The 20553-nt window shown below is 57.9% G+C and carries 19 protein-coding genes; 11 read left to right on the top strand and 8 right to left on the bottom strand.

Annotated features, from left to right (window positions below; all coding sequences use genetic code 11):
• The first annotated feature begins 153 nt into the window (after nt 1-153).
• The 3 genes from P272_RS0102680 to P272_RS0102670 all read left to right on the top strand — a co-directional run bounded on the left by P272_RS0102680 (nt 154) and on the right by P272_RS0102670 (nt 2948).
• Nucleotides 154-651 (top strand): hypothetical protein, encoded by a 498-nt coding sequence (locus P272_RS0102680; RefSeq protein WP_029678033.1) that lies wholly within the window; start codon nt 154-156, stop codon nt 649-651.
• A 73-nt stretch (nt 652-724) separates the two neighbouring features.
• Nucleotides 725-1261, top strand: a complete 537-nt coding sequence (locus tag P272_RS0102675) for a YbaK/EbsC family protein (RefSeq protein WP_029678032.1) — start codon at nt 725-727, stop codon at nt 1259-1261.
• Nucleotides 1262-1454: 193 nt separating this feature from the next.
• Complete coding sequence (locus P272_RS0102670; protein WP_029678031.1) at nt 1455-2948, top strand: ClC family H(+)/Cl(-) exchange transporter; 1494 nt, start codon at nt 1455-1457, stop codon at nt 2946-2948.
• A 28-nt stretch (nt 2949-2976) separates the two neighbouring features.
• Here P272_RS0102670 and P272_RS0102665 read toward each other — a convergent pair whose 3' ends face one another.
• Nucleotides 2977-3588 (bottom strand): Type 1 glutamine amidotransferase-like domain-containing protein, encoded by a 612-nt coding sequence (locus tag P272_RS0102665; RefSeq protein WP_029678030.1) that lies wholly within the window; start codon nt 3586-3588, stop codon nt 2977-2979.
• A 229-nt stretch (nt 3589-3817) separates the two neighbouring features.
• Here P272_RS0102665 and P272_RS0102660 point away from each other — a divergent pair, with 229 nt between their 5' ends.
• Complete coding sequence (locus P272_RS0102660) at nt 3818-4384, top strand: hypothetical protein (protein ID WP_029678029.1); 567 nt, start codon at nt 3818-3820, stop codon at nt 4382-4384.
• Between the two features lie 120 nt (nt 4385-4504).
• Here P272_RS0102660 and P272_RS0102655 read toward each other — a convergent pair whose 3' ends face one another.
• Both P272_RS0102655 and P272_RS0102650 read right to left on the bottom strand, forming a co-directional pair.
• Nucleotides 4505-5206: a LuxR C-terminal-related transcriptional regulator gene (locus P272_RS0102655; RefSeq protein WP_029678028.1), complete on the bottom strand. Its 702-nt coding sequence runs from the start codon at nt 5204-5206 to the stop codon at nt 4505-4507.
• Complete coding sequence (locus P272_RS0102650) at nt 5203-6618, bottom strand: ATP-binding protein (protein WP_253269654.1); 1416 nt, start codon at nt 6616-6618, stop codon at nt 5203-5205. Before P272_RS0102650 ends, P272_RS0102655 begins: the two co-directional genes overlap by 4 nt.
• A gap of 113 nt (nt 6619-6731) precedes the next feature.
• Here P272_RS0102650 and P272_RS0102645 point away from each other — a divergent pair, with 113 nt between their 5' ends.
• Complete coding sequence (locus P272_RS0102645; protein ID WP_029678026.1) at nt 6732-8636, top strand: PspC domain-containing protein; 1905 nt, start codon at nt 6732-6734, stop codon at nt 8634-8636.
• Nucleotides 8629-9042, top strand: a complete 414-nt coding sequence (locus P272_RS09220; protein WP_172636698.1) for an ABC transporter permease — start codon at nt 8629-8631, stop codon at nt 9040-9042. Before P272_RS0102645 ends, P272_RS09220 begins: the two co-directional genes overlap by 8 nt.
• On the opposite strand, the gene P272_RS08585 is transcribed toward P272_RS09220, so the two are convergent.
• From P272_RS08585 to P272_RS0102630, 3 genes are read right to left on the bottom strand one after another with little or no spacing between them, the layout of a single operon-like run.
• On the bottom strand, nt 8983-10539 hold the full coding sequence (locus P272_RS08585; protein ID WP_052323151.1) for an alpha/beta hydrolase family protein: 1557 nt from the start codon (nt 10537-10539) through the stop codon (nt 8983-8985). The genes P272_RS09220 and P272_RS08585 overlap by 60 nt on opposite strands.
• 44 nt (nt 10540-10583) lie before the next feature.
• Nucleotides 10584-11240, bottom strand: coding sequence for a DUF4125 family protein (locus tag P272_RS0102635; RefSeq protein WP_029678024.1), 657 nt, complete (start codon nt 11238-11240; stop codon nt 10584-10586).
• A gap of 12 nt (nt 11241-11252) precedes the next feature.
• Complete coding sequence (locus P272_RS0102630) at nt 11253-13265, bottom strand: DUF4037 domain-containing protein (protein ID WP_029678023.1); 2013 nt, start codon at nt 13263-13265, stop codon at nt 11253-11255.
• A 400-nt stretch (nt 13266-13665) separates the two neighbouring features.
• Here P272_RS0102630 and P272_RS0102625 point away from each other — a divergent pair, with 400 nt between their 5' ends.
• From P272_RS0102625 to P272_RS0102610, 4 genes are all read left to right on the top strand, one after another.
• A complete protein-coding gene (locus P272_RS0102625) occupies nt 13666-15243 on the top strand; it encodes a PTS transporter subunit IIC (protein ID WP_081709020.1) in 1578 nt (525 codons plus the stop codon).
• A 115-nt stretch (nt 15244-15358) separates the two neighbouring features.
• Complete coding sequence (locus tag P272_RS0102620) at nt 15359-16360, top strand: LacI family DNA-binding transcriptional regulator (RefSeq protein WP_029678021.1); 1002 nt, start codon at nt 15359-15361, stop codon at nt 16358-16360.
• A gap of 12 nt (nt 16361-16372) precedes the next feature.
• Nucleotides 16373-17056 carry a ribulose-phosphate 3-epimerase gene (gene rpe / locus P272_RS0102615; protein WP_029678020.1) on the top strand — a complete coding sequence of 228 codons (684 nt, stop codon included), beginning with the start codon at nt 16373-16375 and terminating at the stop codon, nt 17054-17056.
• Nucleotides 17057-17231: 175 nt separating this feature from the next.
• A complete protein-coding gene (locus tag P272_RS0102610) occupies nt 17232-18131 on the top strand; it encodes a ribokinase (protein WP_029678019.1) in 900 nt (299 codons plus the stop codon).
• A gap of 286 nt (nt 18132-18417) precedes the next feature.
• On the opposite strand, the gene P272_RS09055 is transcribed toward P272_RS0102610, so the two are convergent.
• Nucleotides 18418-18696, bottom strand: a complete 279-nt coding sequence (locus P272_RS09055; RefSeq protein ID WP_029678018.1) for a helix-turn-helix domain-containing protein — start codon at nt 18694-18696, stop codon at nt 18418-18420.
• Nucleotides 18697-18937: 241 nt separating this feature from the next.
• Here P272_RS09055 and P272_RS0102600 point away from each other — a divergent pair, with 241 nt between their 5' ends.
• A complete protein-coding gene (locus P272_RS0102600; protein WP_029678017.1) occupies nt 18938-20152 on the top strand; it encodes a hypothetical protein in 1215 nt (404 codons plus the stop codon).
• On the opposite strand, the gene P272_RS0102595 is transcribed toward P272_RS0102600, so the two are convergent.
• A partial coding sequence (locus tag P272_RS0102595; protein WP_029678016.1) for a hypothetical protein occupies nt 20149-20553 on the bottom strand: 405 nt, incomplete at its 5' end. The genes P272_RS0102600 and P272_RS0102595 overlap by 4 nt on opposite strands.

The following is a 20553-nucleotide window of genomic DNA, read 5'->3' as shown; positions in this document are numbered from 1 at the left end:
TGTATTTGCTGGAATCCTATGCTTGCAGTCCTGAGGTCAGCGATTGCAGAGCGGTTTGGGCTGGAACTTGGTGTCTACAATGTTGGATGGTAGCCATGCTTAATCACGCGAGCCGACCCTTGGGTGCCGACTCTGCAAGGGAAAGGTCGGGTCGTGGATCAATTCATCGCCATTGTCTCTCTGATCGGGGATTGGTTGCTTTTCACATTTCCACTCTTCCAGGGGCTGATGGAGCTGCAGGAATATCAGGAGCTCCTGGACGACTTTGATCAGCTCAGCAAGAATTGGGATGAGGTCTCGCCCTGGTGGTGGCTGGCCCCCATCGTCAAGATCCACTTGGAGCGCAAACGCGGGCACGAAATTCTCCGTCAGGCCACCAGGACCCGATCAGAACGGCGACGGGCGCTGAGCTTCCTTGACCAGGCGACTGCCTGGTACTTCGTGTCAGTTGCAGGCTGGTTGAAGATGATCTCCTCCTCTTATGAATTGCTTGAGACATACGAGGCCAAAGAGAACATATGGCTGCTGGTCCTTCTGATCGTTCTACTGACCTCCGGCGGTCTCTTCAATGCTTACTACCGCATAGACAGGAAGCGGATAGGCCAGAAGGAGAAGGAGCTGAAGCCCGACTCAGAGGTGGCCAACGACTGATGGGACGTCCATGAGACCAGGCAGTGACAACGCTGAACCTGCAACCGGAGCTGACTGTGGCTCTACAGGCGATATGGGCCAGAAGTCAATAGGCTCGGAGGACAGGAAGATGCCTGTGCCTGTTCGAGCGCTACTGGACGGTTTGAGAATCGATTGGCGTGTCGTACAGCATCCGCCCTTGGACACCATCGACCAGGGCATGGAGCTGGGCATTGCTGATCTGCTGGGGCTCTCTGTAGAAAACCTCTCCAAGTTCCTGCTGTTGGAGGATGCTGGAGGTCTGCTGATACTCCTGGTGTCCAAGGGCATAGTGCGGCCTGATTTGCGCCAGGTGCGGGAAGTGGTCGGATGCAGAAGACTGCACATGGCCTCGGCTGCTACCCTGCGCCAGTGTCTGGATACGGTGCCGGGTCGGGTCTCGCTACTGGATCTTGTGGGCCATCGCGGCCAGGTTGACACCGTCGTCCTGGACGGTAGTCTGACGGCAACAGACGAACAGACAGCACTGCCATTGGGCTCCGACGATGTATCCGTCTGTCTGCCTGGCTCCTGCCTTCCGGATCTTGCACGGAAGCTGGTATCCCGGGTGTTCATACTGCCGGAGGGTTGAAGTCGTCGACCAGGTCATTGCTTCTGGTCTCTGCCTTGGGGGATGCTGGAAACCGTTGTGCGCGAAGGAGGGAAGGAGCAGGCCGGTGAGGCTGAATCTGTCTAACAGAGGGTCGTCGGCAGATAAGACGGATCAGACCCATCGTTCCGAACAGTTGGAGGCGACCCGACCAGGTCGAGCCGGCCGGTGGCTAGTGGCCCTCAGAGCAGCGTGTTGCGGATTGCTGGTGGGAGTACTGGTGGTGCTCTACCGGCAGGGCATCGGTTACGGCACCCGGTTCGCTCGATGGGCCTACGCACAGATGCGTGACCAACCTCTGATAATCCTTCCTTGGCTGTTGGCCGCCCTGCTGGTCGGCCTGGCCCTGGCCTGGATGGTCCGCCGGGTTCCCATGGCCTCCGGCTCCGGCATTCCGCAGGTGGAGGGTGTGGTCATCCACGGCATGCGCATGCCTGCCCTCCCCGTGCTGGGTGTACGGTTTCTAGGCGGTCTGGCCTGCGGCATGTTCGGCCTGTCTTTGGGTCGCGAGGGGCCCTCGGTGCAGATCGGCGCAGCCGGTTCCCAGCTGGTTTCCCGAGGATTGCGCCGGGACCGTGTGGAGGAGACCTGCCTGGTGACCTCGGGCGCGGCTGCCGGTCTGTCTGCAGCCTTCAACGCGCCCTTGTCGGGGATGGTCTTTGCTCTGGAGGAGATCCACCGGTCCTTTTCGCCAATGATTCTTCTTTCGGCGGCCATGGCCTGCCTGAGTGCTGATTTCATCGCCAAAAACCGCTTCGGCCTGCGCCCGGTCCTGGACTTTACGGCTCTGCCCCAGTTGACCATTGCCCAGTATCTGCTGATGATTCCCCTTGGGCTGGTGGCCGGCCTTGTGGGAGCTGCCATGAACCGTCTGTTGCTGGGCGCGCAGAGCCTTTACAGTCACCTGCCCTCGAAGCTGGGACCGGTGATCTCCCTCTTCCTGGCCCTGCCGGTAGGATTGCTGCTGCCTGCTGTTCTGGGTGGCGGCGAGGACCTGATCGGCAAGGCGGAAGGCGTTCGCGAGGTGGCTTGGTCGGTGGCCATCAACCTTTTGGTTTTGCTTCTGGTCAAGATGCTCTTTACGGCCACTTCCTTTGGCAGCGGCGCCCCCGGCGGCATCTTTATGCCTATTCTGGCGGTTGGTACGCTGACCGGGTCCCTGTGCGGTATGGGTGCGGCCGCCCTGGGAATGCCCGCTCGAATCATTCCGGTCTGCGCGGTCTGTGCCATGGCAGGTACCCTGACGGCCTCGGTCAAGGCTCCTATAACGTCCATTCTGTTGACGGTGGAGATGTCTGGCTCTCTGGTTCATATGCTGCCCGTGGCCCTATGTGCCTTCACGGCCCTGATGGTATCCGATTTGCTGCGTGTCGAGCCCATATACGAGGCTCTGTTGGAGCGTTACCGCCGGGGGCATGCTCCAGATGCCCAGGTTCCTGACAGGGTTACTGTGGAGTTCCCCATAGAGCATGGCAGCCCAGCGGCTGGTCGTCTGCTGGGGCAGGTTCCCTGGCCGCATGGATGTGCCGTGGTCGGTCTGCGCAGGGGCGAGCATCGGCTGATTCCCGCAGGCGACCTGCGGCTGCTCGCGGGAGACGGTGTCATCCTGCTCTGTCCGGGCGATAGCTTGGATCAGGCCCGCCGGGTCATGGAAGGCCTCTGTCGCTGACAGGTACTTTTCTAAACTGGAGTTTTCTCTAAAGAATGGTCAGGCACTGCCCGTGGACAGCCACGGCCTGGCTGTTGCTGATGGCCACCATGGGACCATCGTCGCCGTAGTGGTCCAGAATTTTCCTGGTCACCTCGGCGAAGGGTTCGGAATCAAGGTGGGGGAGGAGGCGGAAGTCCACCAGACCTAGCCCAGTAGTGGAGTCCAGATCCGGGGCGGCCGAGCGTGGATCCATGGCATCCAGGAAGCCGATATCGGGACCGGTCACCACAGCGCCAGCCGATTCTCCGATATAGGGTTTGCCCTGATTCACCTGCTGTCTGATCAGATCCGCAGCGCCTGAGCGACGCAGCTCCTGCAGCAGGAAGAAGGTGTTGCCGCCGGATAAGTAGATCAGGTCGTCCTCCTCCAGGCTTCGGCGTATGGTTTCCGGATCGGCGGTCGAGACTTCCAGGTCGTCGATCCTGCAGCCCATGTCAGTGAATGCCTTGCGAGCTTCCTGGACATAACCATCCGAACGCTGTGGGAGGTTGGCCGTGGGAATGAAGGCCACCATATGATTCTTGGGCGAGTCCCCGAGGAAGGCGGGCAGCCTGTCAGCGGTAGCGGAGAATGAGGATGTGAGCAGCAGCCGACGCATGACGGCTCCTTTCGTACCGGGCGGGACTCCCGCCCAGGGCAGGTTGCAAAACGTAAGATCCAATCATTGCTGGTTTCAATATATCCATCCCGCGGCTTTCGCCTAGTGATTGACCGCGTGCTTACTGGAATCTGCCGTAGGCCCTGTAGGTCCAGATGTTTATTCTGGGGGCATGGCAAGGCGGCATCGGGAGTTACAGCAGGGATCCGGTCAAGACATCTCAAGTGACATGTCTGGTTATGATTTCTCCAGCAATGACAGGTTCAGCGACGACCGTCCCGATCTCGCAGCCTCCGGCGGCAGTATCCTCCTCGCTCTGCCTGGGACCTTGGTGGATTGGGATCCGCGCCGAGCTCTGGTTGGACAGTACCCTGACGGGGTGGTCGATATGGTGCTGGACCCGGAAGACCCCTGGGGCTTCGCCTGCGTCAGAAGACAGATCAATCTGGGTGTGGATCCGCAGCAGGCACTGGCCGACTATGAAGCCACTCACGGGCCTGCGGTCGCCTGGGTGGTTAGGGTCTGTCTGGAAAACTACACCCTGGCAGTGAAAGGCCTTCTTCCTGGTGCATCGGAGCTGCTGGGGGATCTGCGGCGAGCTGGCCTGACCCTTTGGGGGCCTGGCGGCGACGACCAGTCAGCTGATTGCAGCGGCATCCGAGGTCCTTTCGCCGCTCTCTGCTCTGAAAGGCACGCTCATCTCATCCAAGGAGCATCTGGATCTCTCCGATCCGCTCTTCTATCGTCTGGCCCTACGCCGCTTCGCCATCAGCCCCGGGCATACGATTTTCGTTGATGCAGACCCTGAACATGTGGCTATAGCTGACAGGCTAGGCATGGATGGAATTCTTGCCCAGGACATCAGCAGTCTCCGCCAGCATCTTCGTCAACGCGGTATCGCCTGCTGAGCGGACTTTCAGACGATGCGGCGGTCTGCGGCCCAGCGGGTCAGTTCGGTCCGGTTGGACAGCTGAAGTTTGCGCAGGACGTTGGAGACGTGGGTCTCAACTGTCTTTATGGAGATGAACAGCTCGGAGGCCACCTCGCGGTATGTGTAGCCCCGGGCGATCAGGCGCATGACCTCCTGCTCGCGCGCGGAGAGCCGGTCCAGTTCGTCGTCTTCTGCCAGGCCGGCATCTGCGACCTCGTCTTCCTGGAAGGCGGAGAGCACGAATCCGGCCAGCTTGGGCGAGAAGACAGCGTATCCTTCGTGCACCTGGCGGATTGAAGAGACCAGATCTTTGGCGGAGATGGTCTTGGTCACGTAACCACGGGCTCCGGCGCGGATGACCGAACCCACGTCCCTGGGTGAGTCGGATACGGAAAGGGCCAGAAAGACCGACTGGGGGGAGAGGGGATGGGAACGGCTCAGAATTTCGGCACCTCCGCCGCCCTGGCCGCCGGGCACGTGCACATCCAGCAGAACCACGTCGGGACGGGTCTGCCTGACCATGAGGATGGAGGACTCCACGTCCGCCGCCTGACCCACGATGTGAAAATGCGGCTGCAGGGTGGTGATGACGCCGGTGCGGAACATCTCATGGTCGTCGACGACGGCTACGCGAATGTTTGCGGACCCATCCTGGGCTTGATGAGGCTCTGCTGCAGTCGTGGTCATGGGCGTGGTTCAGCCCGCCTTTCCCGACGCGGGGTCCTCAAGTGTGGATGGGATCGGACCGGCATGCGTCTGTGAATGAATGGTTCACCATGCATCCTATCATTGCTGGGCATCAGCCCTTTTTCGGCCCGACCAACCTTACCCTCCTGATGCTGGCTGGCCTCGGACAGCGGCATGTGCATCCTGACCTCGGTGCCCCAATCAGGGCGGGAGACGATTTCGACCCTGCCGCCCCGCCGACGAATCCGGCCGATGATGGACTCGCGTATTCCCAGACGGTCAGCTGGAATCGCATCCATATCAAAGCCCGAACCGTGGTCGCGCACGTAGACCTCAACCTGATTCCTGCGGGCCTCGCAATATACGGAGATGGGTTCACCACCGTGGGTGACGGCATTGACCAGGGCCTGCCGGGCCGCGTTGAGCAAGGCATCGGTCTGGGCGCAGGGCATGGCGTCGCCCACGGTGACCACCTCGATTGGCTTGCCGGATTCGTCTTCCACCTGTGCGGCTATCTGGCTCAGCCCGGTGCTGACGGACCGGTCTGAGGGGGTGCGTTCCTGATAGAGCCAGTTGCGCAGATCGCGCTCCTGGGATCGGGCCAGGGTGAAGACGGTATGCGGGTCGTCGGCATGCAGCTGAATCAGGGCCAGGGTCTGCAGAACGCCATCGTGCAGATGGGCCGCCATATCGGCCCGCTCCTCCTCGCGTTCCTTCATGGCGCGTTCATCACCCAGCTGGCTAATGATTGAGCCGACCCAGGGCACGACCACTGCGGTTACGCCTACAAGAAGCAGGCCGGCCAGGACTATCAGGGTCAGGGCCCAATGCAATTCCTGGGTGGACAGCAGGAAGATTACCGCAGCCGACAGGATCAGGGCCAGGCTTCCGATCAGGGCCGGCAGGTGGTAGCCGGTTCCTTGGTTCTCCGGCCTCAGCCAGGCCAGGACCAGTCCAGCGCAGAAAAGCAGGCAGGGGACGACAAAGGCGGGGCGCATACCGCTGCTGAGCAGAATGACCGCGGTCAGTAGGAGGATGATGCCCAGGCCTGCCAGCAGTCTGGTTACCCGCCCGGGAGTGATGCTGTGATCCTCCTTCTGACCTGGTTGCCCAGTAAGGATGCTGGGCGCCAGCGGGGCTGACCGCGGATCATGCGGTTGGACTGCCTGGGTGGGATCGCCCTGGGGAAGTGTCAACCAAAGAAAGCAGTAGACCACGCAGGTGATCATTTTGGGAGCCAGGAGAACCATGACCAGGCGTATCCAGAAGACGGGGATACCCAGGTGCAAACTGACGCCCTTGCAGACTCCGCACAGGATCCTGCCCTTGTGCGGCCTCATCAGGGGCATGCGCGCAGGGTGCAGAGGAGGCGGTTCCTTCAGCGTTTGTTGTTCCTGCATGGTTGCGTTCATGCTTCCATTATCGTTTTCGGACGGTGCCGATAAGGCAGTAAGGGGAAGAAATCAGGGTTGAATCAGGGTGTTCCCCCATAAGATTCACGCTCGCTGGGTGTTGTAATGAAGACATGAATGGTGAGATGAACGGCAATGGCCCTGAGAACGGCTGGCAGTGGAAGTCCGACAGGTTCTTCCGCGCCTGCAGGGAGTCCTATCTGATTCGTGACCAGGGATGGATCGGTGGCGTCTGCGTAGCCTTGGCCCGTCGGCTGGGCTGGAGCGTGACCCTGGTCAGAGCGCTGATGATTCTGGCGGTCTTTTTCTTCGGCACCGGTGCTGCCTTCTACGGTTTTGCCTGGTTCGTCTTGCCGGACCGGCGTGGGGTCATCATTGCCCAGGAGCTGATTCACGGGATTTGGCACGCTTCCATGGTGGGCATCATCATTTATTGGCTGCTGGCAATCCTGATTCCTGGAGTCGGAATCTTTTCCCTGGCTTTGGGCGCGTTGATCCTGTACCTGCTCATCCGGTGGAGCCGCAACAAGGCCCTGGAGTATCAAAGAGGGTACTGGGCTGGGCCGGATGCCGGCAGGCCGGTTTCGGGCGATCCTTGGGTGATGGGACCGCAGTATTCGGAACGGCCGAGTGGCACAGGTTCGCAGCGGTATTCGAATCAGCCTGAGTACCCAAGCTTTTCGGGGTATGAGGGATACCAGGATTACACAGGGACGCGAAGCAATGCACAGACGGCAAGCAATGCGAGCTCGGAAGGATTCAAGAATCAGCCGGAGCATTCCGATTCGTATGGAACTTTGGGGCAACAAGGGGAGGTAACCTCTCTTGGACCCATCTCTGAGACAGAGGATTCGGCAAACGCTGGCAGCGATTCGAATAATACTCAAGATGGGGGCAATCCCATCGCTGGTGCAGCTCCCGAAGGTTGGACGGGGGCGGAAGGCCCTGCAGAACCTGCTGGGAATATGAATCAGTCATATGGATTCAGTGCCTGGCCGGGCTATGGTACAGGGGGGTCATTCTCGACAGGGCCGGGAATAGCCCCTAAGGTTCCGTCGGTTCCGCCTCGGCTACGACGTCGCCCCGCCGGACCTGTGCTGGTCAGTCTTCTATCAGGACTGATCCTGGTCTCCGGAGCAGGGGTCTGGTGGATGGCCGCGAACCCCTATCGCGGATTGAATGCTGCCTTGGCCTATGCTCTGATCTGGGCTGGAGGCGTCACGCTGGCACTTGGCGTGGTCATACTGGTCCTGGGCTTGATGGGCCGCAGGTCTGGAGGGTTGACCCCCATTGCCTTGATGGCCTGCCTGGTTGTCCTGATTCTGGCCACCGGTTCGGCCATACCAGGCATTGAGCAAACTCAGAACCGCAGGGTCTTGGCCGACTACGCCACAGTTCAGGTTAACGGCAATAACCATGGGCGTTTGTTGGGGGCGGACAGTGCAGACATGAGGCGTTATCGCCGCGGTATCAAGCTGGTCGGAGACCAGCACGATCAGGGAAGTGCCGTCATTGACCTGACTGGTTATGAGCAGAAACACGGCACCCATCGTGTTCAGATTATGGATGATGCGGTGAGTACAGTCTCAGGCTGCCCGACGGGCACCGTCCGCCTGGCTGTGGCCTATGCTGACGTTCGCCTGCTCATACCTAAGGGATGCAGTTTGTCCTATAGGGAACACGCCGATCTCTACAGGGTCTTGGGATCAGGAGCGGCTGACTGGATAACCGAGACGGAACAAGGGAACTGGATGTGGTGGGGCAATACGTCGTCATCAGCTGAACGACGCGATTGGGAGGAAGCCCTGCGAGCGTCCAAGGAGGATCAGTGGCATATGCCCGACGAGCCCGAATTGATTGTCGAAGCCAATCTCATGGCCGGTGCACGGGTCACCGTGCAAGCCCAGGGGAGTGCTACCCAGCCGAAGCGGGCGCAGCTCTACAGCGGCTTGATCAATGATTATTGGGATTACAGCTACAATCCATGGCAGTTTGGGGAGGATCAGGAAGATGACTGATACGCAGCAACCAGAAGGAGACGAGCCGATGGATCGTCAGGAACGCATCACCAAGGCCATGCCGGTTGAATCCCCACCCCCGATATACCAGGTTCGGATGCAGCCGCCGGAGCCGGTCCGTCCTAGCGGGCCCAGCCTGCCTACCATCATTTTTGGCGCCCTGGTTGGACTTTTGGCTCTGACCATGTTGGCTCTAGGATTGGTCTTTCTGCGTTACGGTACGGATCTGACCATAGTCGTACCCTGGCAGCGGATTATTCCATTGATTTTTGCCGGCCTGGGCGTAGTGCTGATTGGCGCGTCTGTATTAGCCTGGCTGGCATCAGCAAGGCGCACCCGCTCTGTCTCAAAAGACCAGGATATTCCAGAAGATCAGGCTGCCAAGGATGGCCAGAGACCCCAGTAGGGTCAGGATCAGGGTCAGCCAGTGGCCAGCCCCGGCAACAGCTGGTTTGCCGTCAGATCGGCTGAAGATAGAGGTCAGGGTGCTCGCCAGGAGCAGGATGAGTACCAGGCACAGGACGGATAACAGGGACCAGCATGATGCCATCATCGAGGACAGGTGCATAAGGCCAAGCGCCTGGCGGACCACAGTAAATGCATAGGCCAGCAGGGCAGCCATAAGTCCTGCGGCTAGCAGGCCTAGCGACCAGAGCCGTCCGGCCAGGCCTTTGCCGAAACCTGACCGTCGGTGGTTATTGCCTCGTGCTCGCAGATGTGAACTCAAGGCTCCAATCAGGGCAGATACCAGGGCGGCAGCCAGCAGGATGGGGCCACAGGCCATTAGCGCCAGCAGGGCGGTGAGCGAAGGTATCAACCCTGTATTCGTGTGCTCGGGCACTTGATTGAGCTGATGGGGCTGGCTGCCGGCAATCATAGGAGTTGACCACTGGTTGGCCTGGGTGCCCAGTGCCACGGCGTTGATCCAGTCTTCCAGATTATGGGTATATCTGGGTTCCAGGGGTAACCCGGCCTTGGCCAGTCGACTGCCGGTACGTATCTGATGGTTGGTGGGGTAGTAGCGCAGGGTCACGTTGTCGTTGCCGCTTGCATGAGTTCTGCGGATGATCTCGCGCGCCCCCTGCTCGACTGGCATGGAGACATCCTTGGTGCCGAAGTTGATCATGACCGGCATCCGCAGCTGGTCCAGATAGGGCAGGGATGGGAAGTCGGCGTACTCCAGGCCCAGCAGGGACAGGTCCATGCCCATGAGCCGGGGTATCACGTTGCGGATTCCCTTGGGTGCGCCAATCAGATCCAAGTAGCTGGTGGCCGCCATGGCCATCTGCTGTCGTCCCGGGTAGACGGGAGGCGAAGTGAGGATGGAGAAGGCGATGCTGGGGTCCTTGGCGGTCATGATGGACGATATCCAGGTGCCTTCGGACTCAGCGTAAAGACCAACCTTGGTTGGATCCACACCGGGCCAGGAGCGCAGAAGATCAAGGGAGCGCCCGTAGTCGGCGGCCATGGCCTGATAGTCGCGGTGGAAGGTGGTGTAGGTGTCCAGACGTTTGTCGGGCACCAGGGTGGTGATACCGGCCGAGGCCATGGCTGAAGCCAGGTCGCCGTATACTTCGGAGGATTTGCCTGTTCCGGCGCCATGGATGAACAGGCAGGCCGGTCCGGTGCCCTTTCGGTCGCTTGGCTCTCTGACGATGGCTTGGATACGGACTCCGCCGTCCAGAGTAATGCCGATTTTCCGTTCCCTGACTGGGTGGGTGCCCTCAGGAGTGGTGGGGCCCAGGCTTGAAGCGACGGCAGTGGACCGAGTCGAGACCTGCAGATGGTCGCGGTAGGGTTCCACCTGCCAGTCCGGCGTCATGGCCCGGCCCAAAATGAGCATGACCAGCAGGATGACCACAAAGGAGGCGGCGGTAAAGCCCGCCCGTTTCAGCTTTTGCACCCGTCAACTCTACCTGACCGCTCGACTGGTTGGTCAGATGGACCTCATGATTGTGGTTCAGGTGATTTATCCTGGGCCTGTTCGGCTTCGTCCAGGGTTTCAAAGCCGTTCAACTGCACCGTGGCCAGGATGGTTTCCTCGGTAAGGTTGCCGCCCTTGGCTTTGATTTGCTCCACCATGGACTGGTAAAGATCCAGTGTTCGGGCCGAGTAGGTGCCCAGTTCGCCACGCAGATAGGTCTCGAAGGAGGTGGCTTCCGGCGTGTCCTCGCTGGTGCGCAGGACCCGCATCTCCTGACCCAAGCGTGGGTAGCGCTCGCGGAAGTCCTTGGCCCAGGCCACCTGCCGGTCGATGATGCGCTCCTGCTGCTCCTGGCGATCCAGGCCCAGCTTGGGCAGGTAGGGGGCGATATTGCTGTGGTACAGGTCCGGGGCTGTGGACTCCATCATCCGCCCATATTTCTCGGTCAACAGGTTGCGTCCTGCCTTGTCGGCCTGATCCAGGTCGTCCGCATAGCTGGTCAGCAGGGGATGCGGCCAAGTCAGAAACTGGCTCAAGCGCATCTGGTGGAACATGGGCCAGTTGCCCTGACAGTTGGCCGGACCACCCTCATTGTTGACCTGCTGGAACTGTTCCCATTCGTGGCGGACGATCCGCTCGCGCAGGGATTCCTCATCCTGACATTGCTCGTCGTTAGCCATCTTTGGCTCCTTTCAGATGCTGTGCAGAACCGGATCGTCGCTGGAGATGTGGGCCTCGACATAGGGGCGCTGCCATTCCAGGAAGGTTTCCGGGCTGTTGGTCAAGCCCTCCGCCTGCAACTCTTCAACGATTCTTGCGCAGATGGACTCCACAAGCTTGGTTACGCGTTCGGCGGCCGGCCGGAATCCCTTGCCACCCTCGCCAAAGCCTTGCCCTCCGTAACAGGCAGCCGAAGCCAGGCGCAGGATACTCTCCAGCTGCCCGGTAAGGTCGGCCAGCCTGGTAGCCATTCGTCCGCTCAGCCGCCGCAGGGCCGCGAAGGTCCACTTGTAATAGGGCAGATAACCGACTGTCAGCGGATTGTTGATCAGAAAGATCAAGGAGGCGCAGGCCCGCACGAATTCATTGATTGACAGCATGGCGGCTGCCCCGTCGCCCCGCTGCAGACTCCGCGGCAGGTTGTACTGGCCAGCCTGGGCTATCATGCCCAGCCGGCGGGAGATCAGACAGAAGCGCACATCGTCGGGCATGGCCTTGAACCCCTGCCTGGTGGCCAGCATCTGTCCCAGAGGATCCGCGAAAATCCTGCCATTGGTGGCCGCCGCCAGCGTGGCCTCGTCCAGGAGCAGCCACTCGTGTGGATGATTTTCCGGGGGCGCCTGCCGATAGCCGGTCAGGGATTCGAAGAAGGCGCCGATTTCGAAGACGCCCACGCGGCGGTTGGCTCCCTTTGCTCTGACGCTGTCGGTCCGTGAGCCGAACCCCATGAACTCAGTGGGTAAAGCCTCGTAGTCCTTCTGCAGCTGGTTGCCGATGGCCTGGTAATCCTCGCTGGTCAGCCACAGGCAGAAGCCGGGGCCAAAATCGTGATCTTGGGAGATGGCATCGTCAAAGCCGTAGCAGTCCGAGCCATGGCCCATCAGGCCTACGGCGATTCGGCTGCGATATTGGGGGTAGCCTTCCTCCAGCATGGGGCGGCCCACCTGCTCCCAGTAGGCCTTGGCCAGGTCCAGCCCTTGAATATCCGGGCGGGAATCACGCGGACCCTTGTCACTGTTGTGATTCCCGGCCTTCGGTTGGCTGGGTGCAGCTTCACCGGCCTGGTCGGATTGGTCCTCGTCTTTGGCTTTTTCGGCGGCGGTCTGGGCCTGGTCCAGATTGGCCTTGGTGATCTGGTAGTAGTCGCTGCCCTTGCCGTACCGATCCTCAATGATGGCCAGGGCCTTGCGGTAGGTGTCTGCCGACTGGCTGAATCGTCCGGTCATATAGCAGACCTGGGCGAAGCCTGCCAGGGCCGAGGCATAGTGTGCGCTGTTCTCCAGGTGGCCGGTTCGATAGATGTCCAAGGCTGTGCGAGCCTGGCCCCAGGCCTCCTGCAGGGTCTGCGGATTGTCATTGCGTTGCATGAGCATAAGGGCCAGATTGGTGTGTGTGGTGGCCAGATCCAGATCCCGGGAAGGATCAGTACTGGAATTCTCCAGGATGCCCATGGCCTGGCGCAGCTCCTGCTCGGCCTGGTCGGGTCGATCGGTTTCGCTGTAGAGCATGGACAGGTTGTTGTGCAGGGCCGCCAACCGCCGGTCCTTGGGCCCAAGGGTTTTGGCTGCAGAGGCAAGCGCCTGCCGGTAGAGATCCTCAGCCTGGTCGTACTTCTTGGCTGCCCGTAGACCTGTGGCTGCATTGATCAGCGTGGTCGTCCAGGCATCGGACCCCTCGATGCGCATGCGTGAGGCCAGTTCGATGGCACGCTGAATCATCCACATGTTCTCCTGGTGGCGCCCCTGGGACCGGTAAAATCCGATGGTTTCGTTGAGCACGGTCAGCAGTCCGGCGTCATCACCCGCATTTTCCGCATCCACCAACGCCTGCTGCAGGTATGGCTCGGCCTCGTCGCGGGCCTTGCCGGCGTTGAAGATGGCATCCAGTCCATCCAGGAAGGCTTGGGTGTCGAAGCTGCCGTCCGGTTGCATGTAGGACTGTTGAGGCTTTTTCTGCTTGCTGTCCTGCCAACCGACCTCGTCCATGTGGCCTCCGCTCGTCATCAATGATGGAATCGTGATGCACGCGATTATACGATGCGTCAATTATTCATATACATTCTACGGCTTGAACTTCCGCGGGGACCTGCGGGTCTGGGTCGGTTTGCTCACAGTCAGGAGATCAGTTATTTATCGTCAATGAGTAATCGGTTTCGTAATCTAGTGGGATATATAAGGATGTCAAAGGCGGAATGGGCTGTTCGTCCAAATGGTGTTGCGATTTTCTTAGTATCCAAAACGCTGTTATAACAGCGAAAAATCAACTTCCTAGTCTCTTGTGATTGACGTTTTTGCCTTGCGGCTGCTTGCGCGATCGCTGCAAATGGTATAAGACTTTGAGTAACCGGTTACGCAATCGTGTCGTACAAGGAGGTATCGCAGCACCATGAATCTCGATTCAGTTGTGCAGGCACTGGACCACGGTTTCAATTGGTTCATAGGCCTGGGCGGCGCAGCCATGATGTTCTTCATCATCACCCTGTTGTCGCTGGCTTTCGGTGTCAAACTGTCCAAGGCGTTTGAGGGCGGCTTGAGAATGGCCATGGCTCTGACCGGCATGAGTGCGGTCATTGGACTGTTGACCAACACCTTCAGTCCGGCTCTCAAGGCCTTTGTGCGTTATACCGGCCTTCATCTGTCGGTCACGGATCTGGGATGGGCGCCCATTGCCGTCATTACCTGGAGCTCCTTGTACACGCTCTATTTCGCTCTTATCTGCATTGTGACCAATCTGGTCATGCTGGCTTTGAAGCTTACCAACACCCTGAACGTCGATCTGTTCAACATTTGGAATGTATCCATACTCGGCCTTCTCATCAACTGGAGCGCTGGTGGGAACTTCTTCCTTATGTCCGTTTTCGTGGTTTTCATCTATGCTTTGATGCTCTTCAACGCTGATGCCATGAAGCCTACCATCGATGATCTGCTTGGGTACGATCAGGACAACATCACCACTACGGCTCACCCTGCGCTGCTTGTCACCCCAGTGGTTGTCCTCCTCGATCGTCTGATCAGCAAAGTCCTGCCTTTCATTGATCGATTCGATTTCGATGCCGAGACTCTGAACAAGAAGATCGGATTCCTGGGAAGCAAGGGGGCCATAGGCGCATATTTGGGTGTATTCGTGGGTCTGCTGGGTCGCCAGGATGCCGCCCATATCTGCGCACTCGCATTCTCCTCCGGTGTCTGCTTGGAGCTTTTCGGAGTCGTAGGGGACTGGTTTGCTCCCGCTATTGGCCCCCTATCTGAGGGTGTCACCTCTTTCATGGAGCGTCGCATGAAAGGGCGCAAGCTGTATATCGCCATTGATTGGCCCATTCTGGCCTCCCGGGCTGAGCTCTGGGCTGTGGCCAACATCCTGGCGCCCATTCTGTTGCTGATCGCCATGATTCTTCCAGGCAATTCAGTGCTTCCCCTCGGAGGGATCATCCTCACCGTGCTGGCGCCCTCACTCCTCATAGGAGCCAGGGGCAAGGTGGTGAGAATGACCCTGATAGGAACCATTATGATTCCCCTCTTCCTTTGGGCCGCAAGCCTGATATCGCCCTTCCTGACCCAGACTTCGAAGGCTATGGGCGTCTTCCCCGCCGGGCTTGGCAAGAACGAGATGTTTTCGGCCGTGGATTCGGACCCGCTGGAGAAGATGTTGGCCATGCTGATCGGCAATGCGGTTCGAACCCTCGACTTGAAAACCATCGGCTTGGCTCTGCTGGCCTTGTTGGCTTATATCGGGCTTTTCGCCTGGTATGTCAGAAGGCTTCGCAGGGAGTCGGCAGCAGGAATCAGCGTCGGTTCGGTTGCTGTTGACCAGCTCGATGCCGCCCCTGGGGCTGGTTCGGTTTCGGTACAAGGTGGAGTTGCCGCAGACCTTGAGCCTTCATCATCTTCTTCTCTATCCCCTGTCGGCAAGCGCGCGGACGAGCCGGACAGAGCTGGAGTCGGGGGTGATGCCTCGAGTCTATAGAAGTCCTGGAAACCTCGCTGAAATCACGTCTCCGGTTTAACCTGAAGTAACCGGTTAGGCCCAGGGAATCTATCCCATGTAGGGCCCTCCATCGCAAAGATATAAGGATCGACTGATGGTGACGATTAGGGATATTGCGGAGCTGAGCGGTGTTTCCACAGCAACCGTGTCGCGCATTCTCAACAAGAAAGGAGGGGCCAGCGATGCGACGGTAAGCAAGGTCAACGCCATAGTCAAAAAGCTTGGATATCAGCCGAACTTCGTGGCAAGGACCCTGTCCGAGCAGTCATCGGATTTGGTCGCTCTCTTGGTTCCCGACCTGGGCAATCCCTACTTTGCTGATTTATCAGGGAGGATAGAACAGGCCGCAGACCGGCGAGGACTCCATATATATCTATGCAACAGCAAGGATGAACGCGATAAGGTCGATTATTATCTGCGGTTTATGGAGGGCATCCGAGTCCGCGGGGCCATCATCAGCTCCTTGTTCGTTGATGAAGAAGACCTGACCAAGCTCAATAAGCAGGGTATCTTCACACTCACGATGGATCGGGCATGCTTCTCCCATCCGTATTCGGCCTTATATGTGGACCACCGAGCGGGAGGGTACAAGGCCACCAGGTATCTGATCCAACAGGGTTCCTGCAGCCATCTCATGTTCATATCAGGACCTGAGCAGGAAAAAAGTTCTGAGGATCGGTATGCCGGGTACCTGAAGGCGATCACCGAGGCAGGGGTGAAGCCGGTTGTCAAACTGACGACTTCCTTCTCCCTGACCGGAGGATACCAGGCGGCAAAGGGTTTCCTTGAGGATCACCCAGGGTCCGTGGATGGCATCTTCTGCTCTGATGACATTATGGCCATCGGAGCCATGAGAGCCTGTGCCGACCTGGGAATCCGGATACCTGAGGACATGCGGGTCTTTGGCTATGACGACATCGAACTGGCTGAATATTCCGTGCCACGTCTAAGCACGGTCAATCAGCTTCCCGAGGACATAGGCGAGCAGATCATGGATCTGTTTGAAAGCACCGTGTCCACCAAGGGGAAGCCGCAGAAACGTTCAATCGAACCGCACCTTGTCATTCGTGACAGCTCACAGACAAGGGGCGTGTAAATAGGAGATGTAATGCTGGAAATAGGGCCATCGCTCATGTGCGCCGATCTGGGCAACCTGGAACGTGATGTCAGGGAGCTTGATGCGGCGGGCGTTGATTTCTACCATATCGATGTGATGGACGGATCGTTCGTTCCGAATTTCACCCTTGGTCCCGACTTCGTACACAAGGTGCGGGCCATTACCGACAAGCCGTTGGACCTGCACATGATGGTGGAGCGGCCCGAACGCTATATTGACATGTTCGCTCTGGCCGGGGCTTCCGGAATCGCCGTTCATGCAGAGTCCACCAGAAACCTGCAGGGGACTCTGACGGCAATCCATAAGGCAGGCCTCAAGGCGGGAGTGGCCATCAGCCCTGCTACGCCGCTGGACGTGTTGGACTACATATACGACGTCACGGATTATGTGATTCTGATGACGGTCAATCCCGGCTTCGCAGGGCAGCGATTCATCGAACCCATGTACGGCAAAATCAGTGATTTGGCCGATCGAATCCGCAGCCGAGGCATGAATATCCCCATTGAGGTGGATGGGAACATCGGCCGCCAAACCATTCCTGAATGTGTACGCAGAGGAGCGACTAGATTCATCGGAGGCACCAGCGCCATATTCCGCGAAGGTCACAGCCTTGCCGAAAATGTTCGTGCCACGCGTGAACTCTTCAAGGAGGCGGTGGGCCCGCAAGAGGTCTGATATCCGTCCCTTGTGCTCGGGCTGTTGCTGACGATCCCATCTCTACGCACCATGATGCCTGTCAGCTGAGTCCATACCAATCGTAAATCACACACACGCTAAGGCCGAGAGCCGCTGCGTGAGGCGAAGCCTTGCCTGATAGCGGCGAATTCATATCAATTTTGAGGAGATTATCATGCATTATGACGTTATAGTTCTGGGCAGCATCAACCTGGATGTCAAGGCCCTGGTGACCAGCTATCCCAGACATGGGGATACGGCTACAGCAAAGAGCATCACCATGCTGCCAGGCGGGAAGGGTTCGAATCAGGCCGTGGCTGCAGCCAAGTTGGGCGGCAAGGTGGCCATGCTGGGCGCGGTCGGTGAGGACGGCGCAGGCAAGCAGATGCTTGACAATTTAAGCGATTGGGGTGTCGATACCCGGTTCGTCATGCGCAATGGCAATGAGGGGACCGGAACGTTCATCGTCCAGGTGGATCAGACTTCCGAGAATACCATGGTGGGGACGCTTGGTGCCAATGACACCATCACTGCCGCAGAAGTGGACACAGCCTTGGATCAGATGGAGGCTCCGGTTCTGCTTATGCAGCTGGAGACCAGTCGCGAGTCCGTCTTGGCGGCTCTGAAGGCCGGCAGACGCAAGGGCATGTATATCATCCTCGACCCAGCTCCGGCGGATGGTTTCTTCCTCGAGGCCCTCGCATATGCTGATTGTGTCACGCCCAACCAGCAGGAAACTGAGCGGATCACCGGTATTCGCGTGACCGACAAGGTGGAGGCGGTTAAGGCTGCCAAGGCCATAGCCGGCATGGGTCCAAAGACCGTCATCGTCAAGCTGGGTGCCGATGGGAGCGTGGTTTTGCACGAGGGGGAGATCTACGAAATTGACTCAGTCAAGGTCCACGCACTGGACTCCGTCTGTGCCGGTGACGTATTTGCCGGCGCCCTTGCCGTCAATTATGCCCAGCACGGTGATTTCCTGAAGGCGGTGAATTTTGCCAACAAGGCAGCGGCCATCAAGGTCAGTCGTGTCGGCAATCATCAGGTCTTCCCAACCTTGGCCGATATGAGCTGACATGGATTAAGCACCGGATCATGCAGCTTGGTGATTATACGAAGTAACAGGAAAAAATAAGAGGCCTACAAATATTGCCGGCCTCTTATTTATTGCATTTGTCGGGGTAGGGGGATTTGAACCCTTGTCAGAGGCTTGGTATTCTGCGGGAGATTGTGGAAAACGTTGTAATTGCAGCGATTATGTTACTTGTCGTTCGCGTTGATTCTGATGTGTTTGTGATAGATTGTGGGCAAAATGTGGGCAAATAATCCGCAATAACTGGGGGGGGGGGTGTTGCGGTTCTCTATTTTGCTCTCAAATCAGGCCATTCGGCTGGCAATAGTTCGTCGAGGGTTATGTTCGGAACTTGCGCAATTGCCATAATGTTATGCAAGCTTGGGTTCGCGGGCGTACCTGGCTTTGATTCGCCTTTCTCGAATTTTTGGTATGTGTATCGGGAAAGGTTTGCGGCATATGCCAGGCGCTCCTGGCTCAATCCTTGTGCCAGGCGTTCTTGTTGCAGGCGCAATCCCACCTGTTTCATGTAAGCTGTCCAGTTTTTTGAAGATTCCTCTACTGCCATGATACGAAGCTAAATTGGTCACTTCCATCTGTTAGCCTCCTGTGTATGGCATCTTCTGAGAGGCCATATTTGGGATAGTGCTTAAGGGAGCAGTTATGTATTCAATCTGGGCAATCGCAATGAGCGCGAGATAGAGCGGTAGCAATCAAATTCACGATTTGAAGAAAGCCGTGGGACTCATGGCAAGGCGCAACTTGCGGAAGAACGTGCGCAGACTGCCGCCCAGGAACGAAACAATGAATTGCTGGCTGAGCAGAACCAGAACCTAAACCTGCTGCAAGCCCGGCAGGCGGAGACCAACAATTATCTGGAAAGCCTCAAACGTGAGAGCTCCCAAGCCAATAAAGCCATCGAAAACACCAACGTGCTTTTGTCGGATCAAAAGAAAATCTTCCTGGCCGGATTTAAACGTTCAGCAGATAACCAGTCAATACTCATTGAAAACACCAAAGCACTCATTGCGGGCCAGGAAGAGCAGATTGACGCGACCAAAGCCAATGTTCGCGCCCAGTTTTCGACTTGGAGAACATCCACCGATGCAGGAAAGCAATACAGCCAGTGGAGCAAAAAGGCCCAGCAATCCATAAACACCATCAAACAACGCACCGACGCTATGCAGCGGGCACGGGTTCAAGACTTCCTGCGCATTGCAAAAGATGAAATCGGTAACCATCCCGAGCTGGTGGATCCCGCGGTTCTCGAAGCGAAAATGGAGCCCGCGCCGGATTACCCTGTGCACGGAACTTTCGGGAGAATCCCGGAGAAAAGCCCTGACTTGATGAGGAACCCTGCCTTCAATCCTCGAGGGTGGCATCCCAAAGCATCGGCTGCCTACAAAAAACAGTTCCTCTTGGGACTCTTGGCGCTGGTGGTGTTCGCGGTTATCGACAGCGTAGCCGTCCATTCAAGCGGTCTCCAACTACTGTCGATGCTCATTCTCTTCATAGGTCTTGTAGTCGTAGCTCTCTGGGGACTCATGTGGCTGGCGCACCCTATATGCCAGATGATTGCTGACTGGCTGGAAGGTATATGGTGTTCAGGGCAGAGGAAGAAAATAGCGGCGCAGAATAGTGTAATTCAGGCGCAGTATGAGCAAAAGATTCAAGCTTACAGGCACGAAGTGGCCGAGGTTAAAAGGCGCAACCAAGAGAAGCAGGACGCTCTCGCCAACCTCAAGAAAAGACGCGCCGAACTGGAAGATGAAATCAACCGGGTTCTGCCAACCGCAACCGTGTGGAGCGAGATTGACATAGATGTATATACCCAATCCATTCTGCGGATTTTCGACAACATAAGGAGTGCTATGTGGCCATGCCCGGAAGAACTTCCTGATAATTCCGTGCCTGGTCTCGCGGATGTGGACAGGTTGCCAGCGTACGCAACGGAAATGCGGGCCTGCCTTGCGGGGATGATCAAGCGTGAGGGGCAGTCGGGCGTTAAAGTGGGTGAAAACTAGCTCTCACTCGACTGTCGCTCAATCAAGCGCATATCTGTTATACGTCGCATGAGCGCTCGGCGTTGGATATAAGAGATTCTCGGATACTGGTCATCCACGGGCTTGTTGCTGATTATCCACACCTCATCGAAAGCCGCCTGCCGGTTATGATACCGAGCGGGAAGAGTCAAAGGATACCGGTCAAGCACATTGAGGAGGAAAGAGAACGGCAGCTGGCTGTCGTACTCATCAAGAACCAGAATCGTTTGGCCCTCGTACCCATCAAAAGGGTGACTGGTGTAATCGGTAATTCTGTAAATGTCGGAAGGCGAATTCTCGGCGTAGACACTATAGGTCTTACCGACCCCAGGATTACCCCAGACATAATGCACTCTTACTTCTCTGAACTGGCTGCCGTACTT

The sequence above is a fragment of the Bifidobacterium sp. 7101 genome (assembly GCF_000499285.1).
Classification (GTDB): Bacteria; Actinomycetota; Actinomycetes; order Actinomycetales; family Bifidobacteriaceae; genus Bombiscardovia; species Bombiscardovia apis_A.
This window is presented reverse-complemented; position numbering and strand designations above follow the sequence as displayed.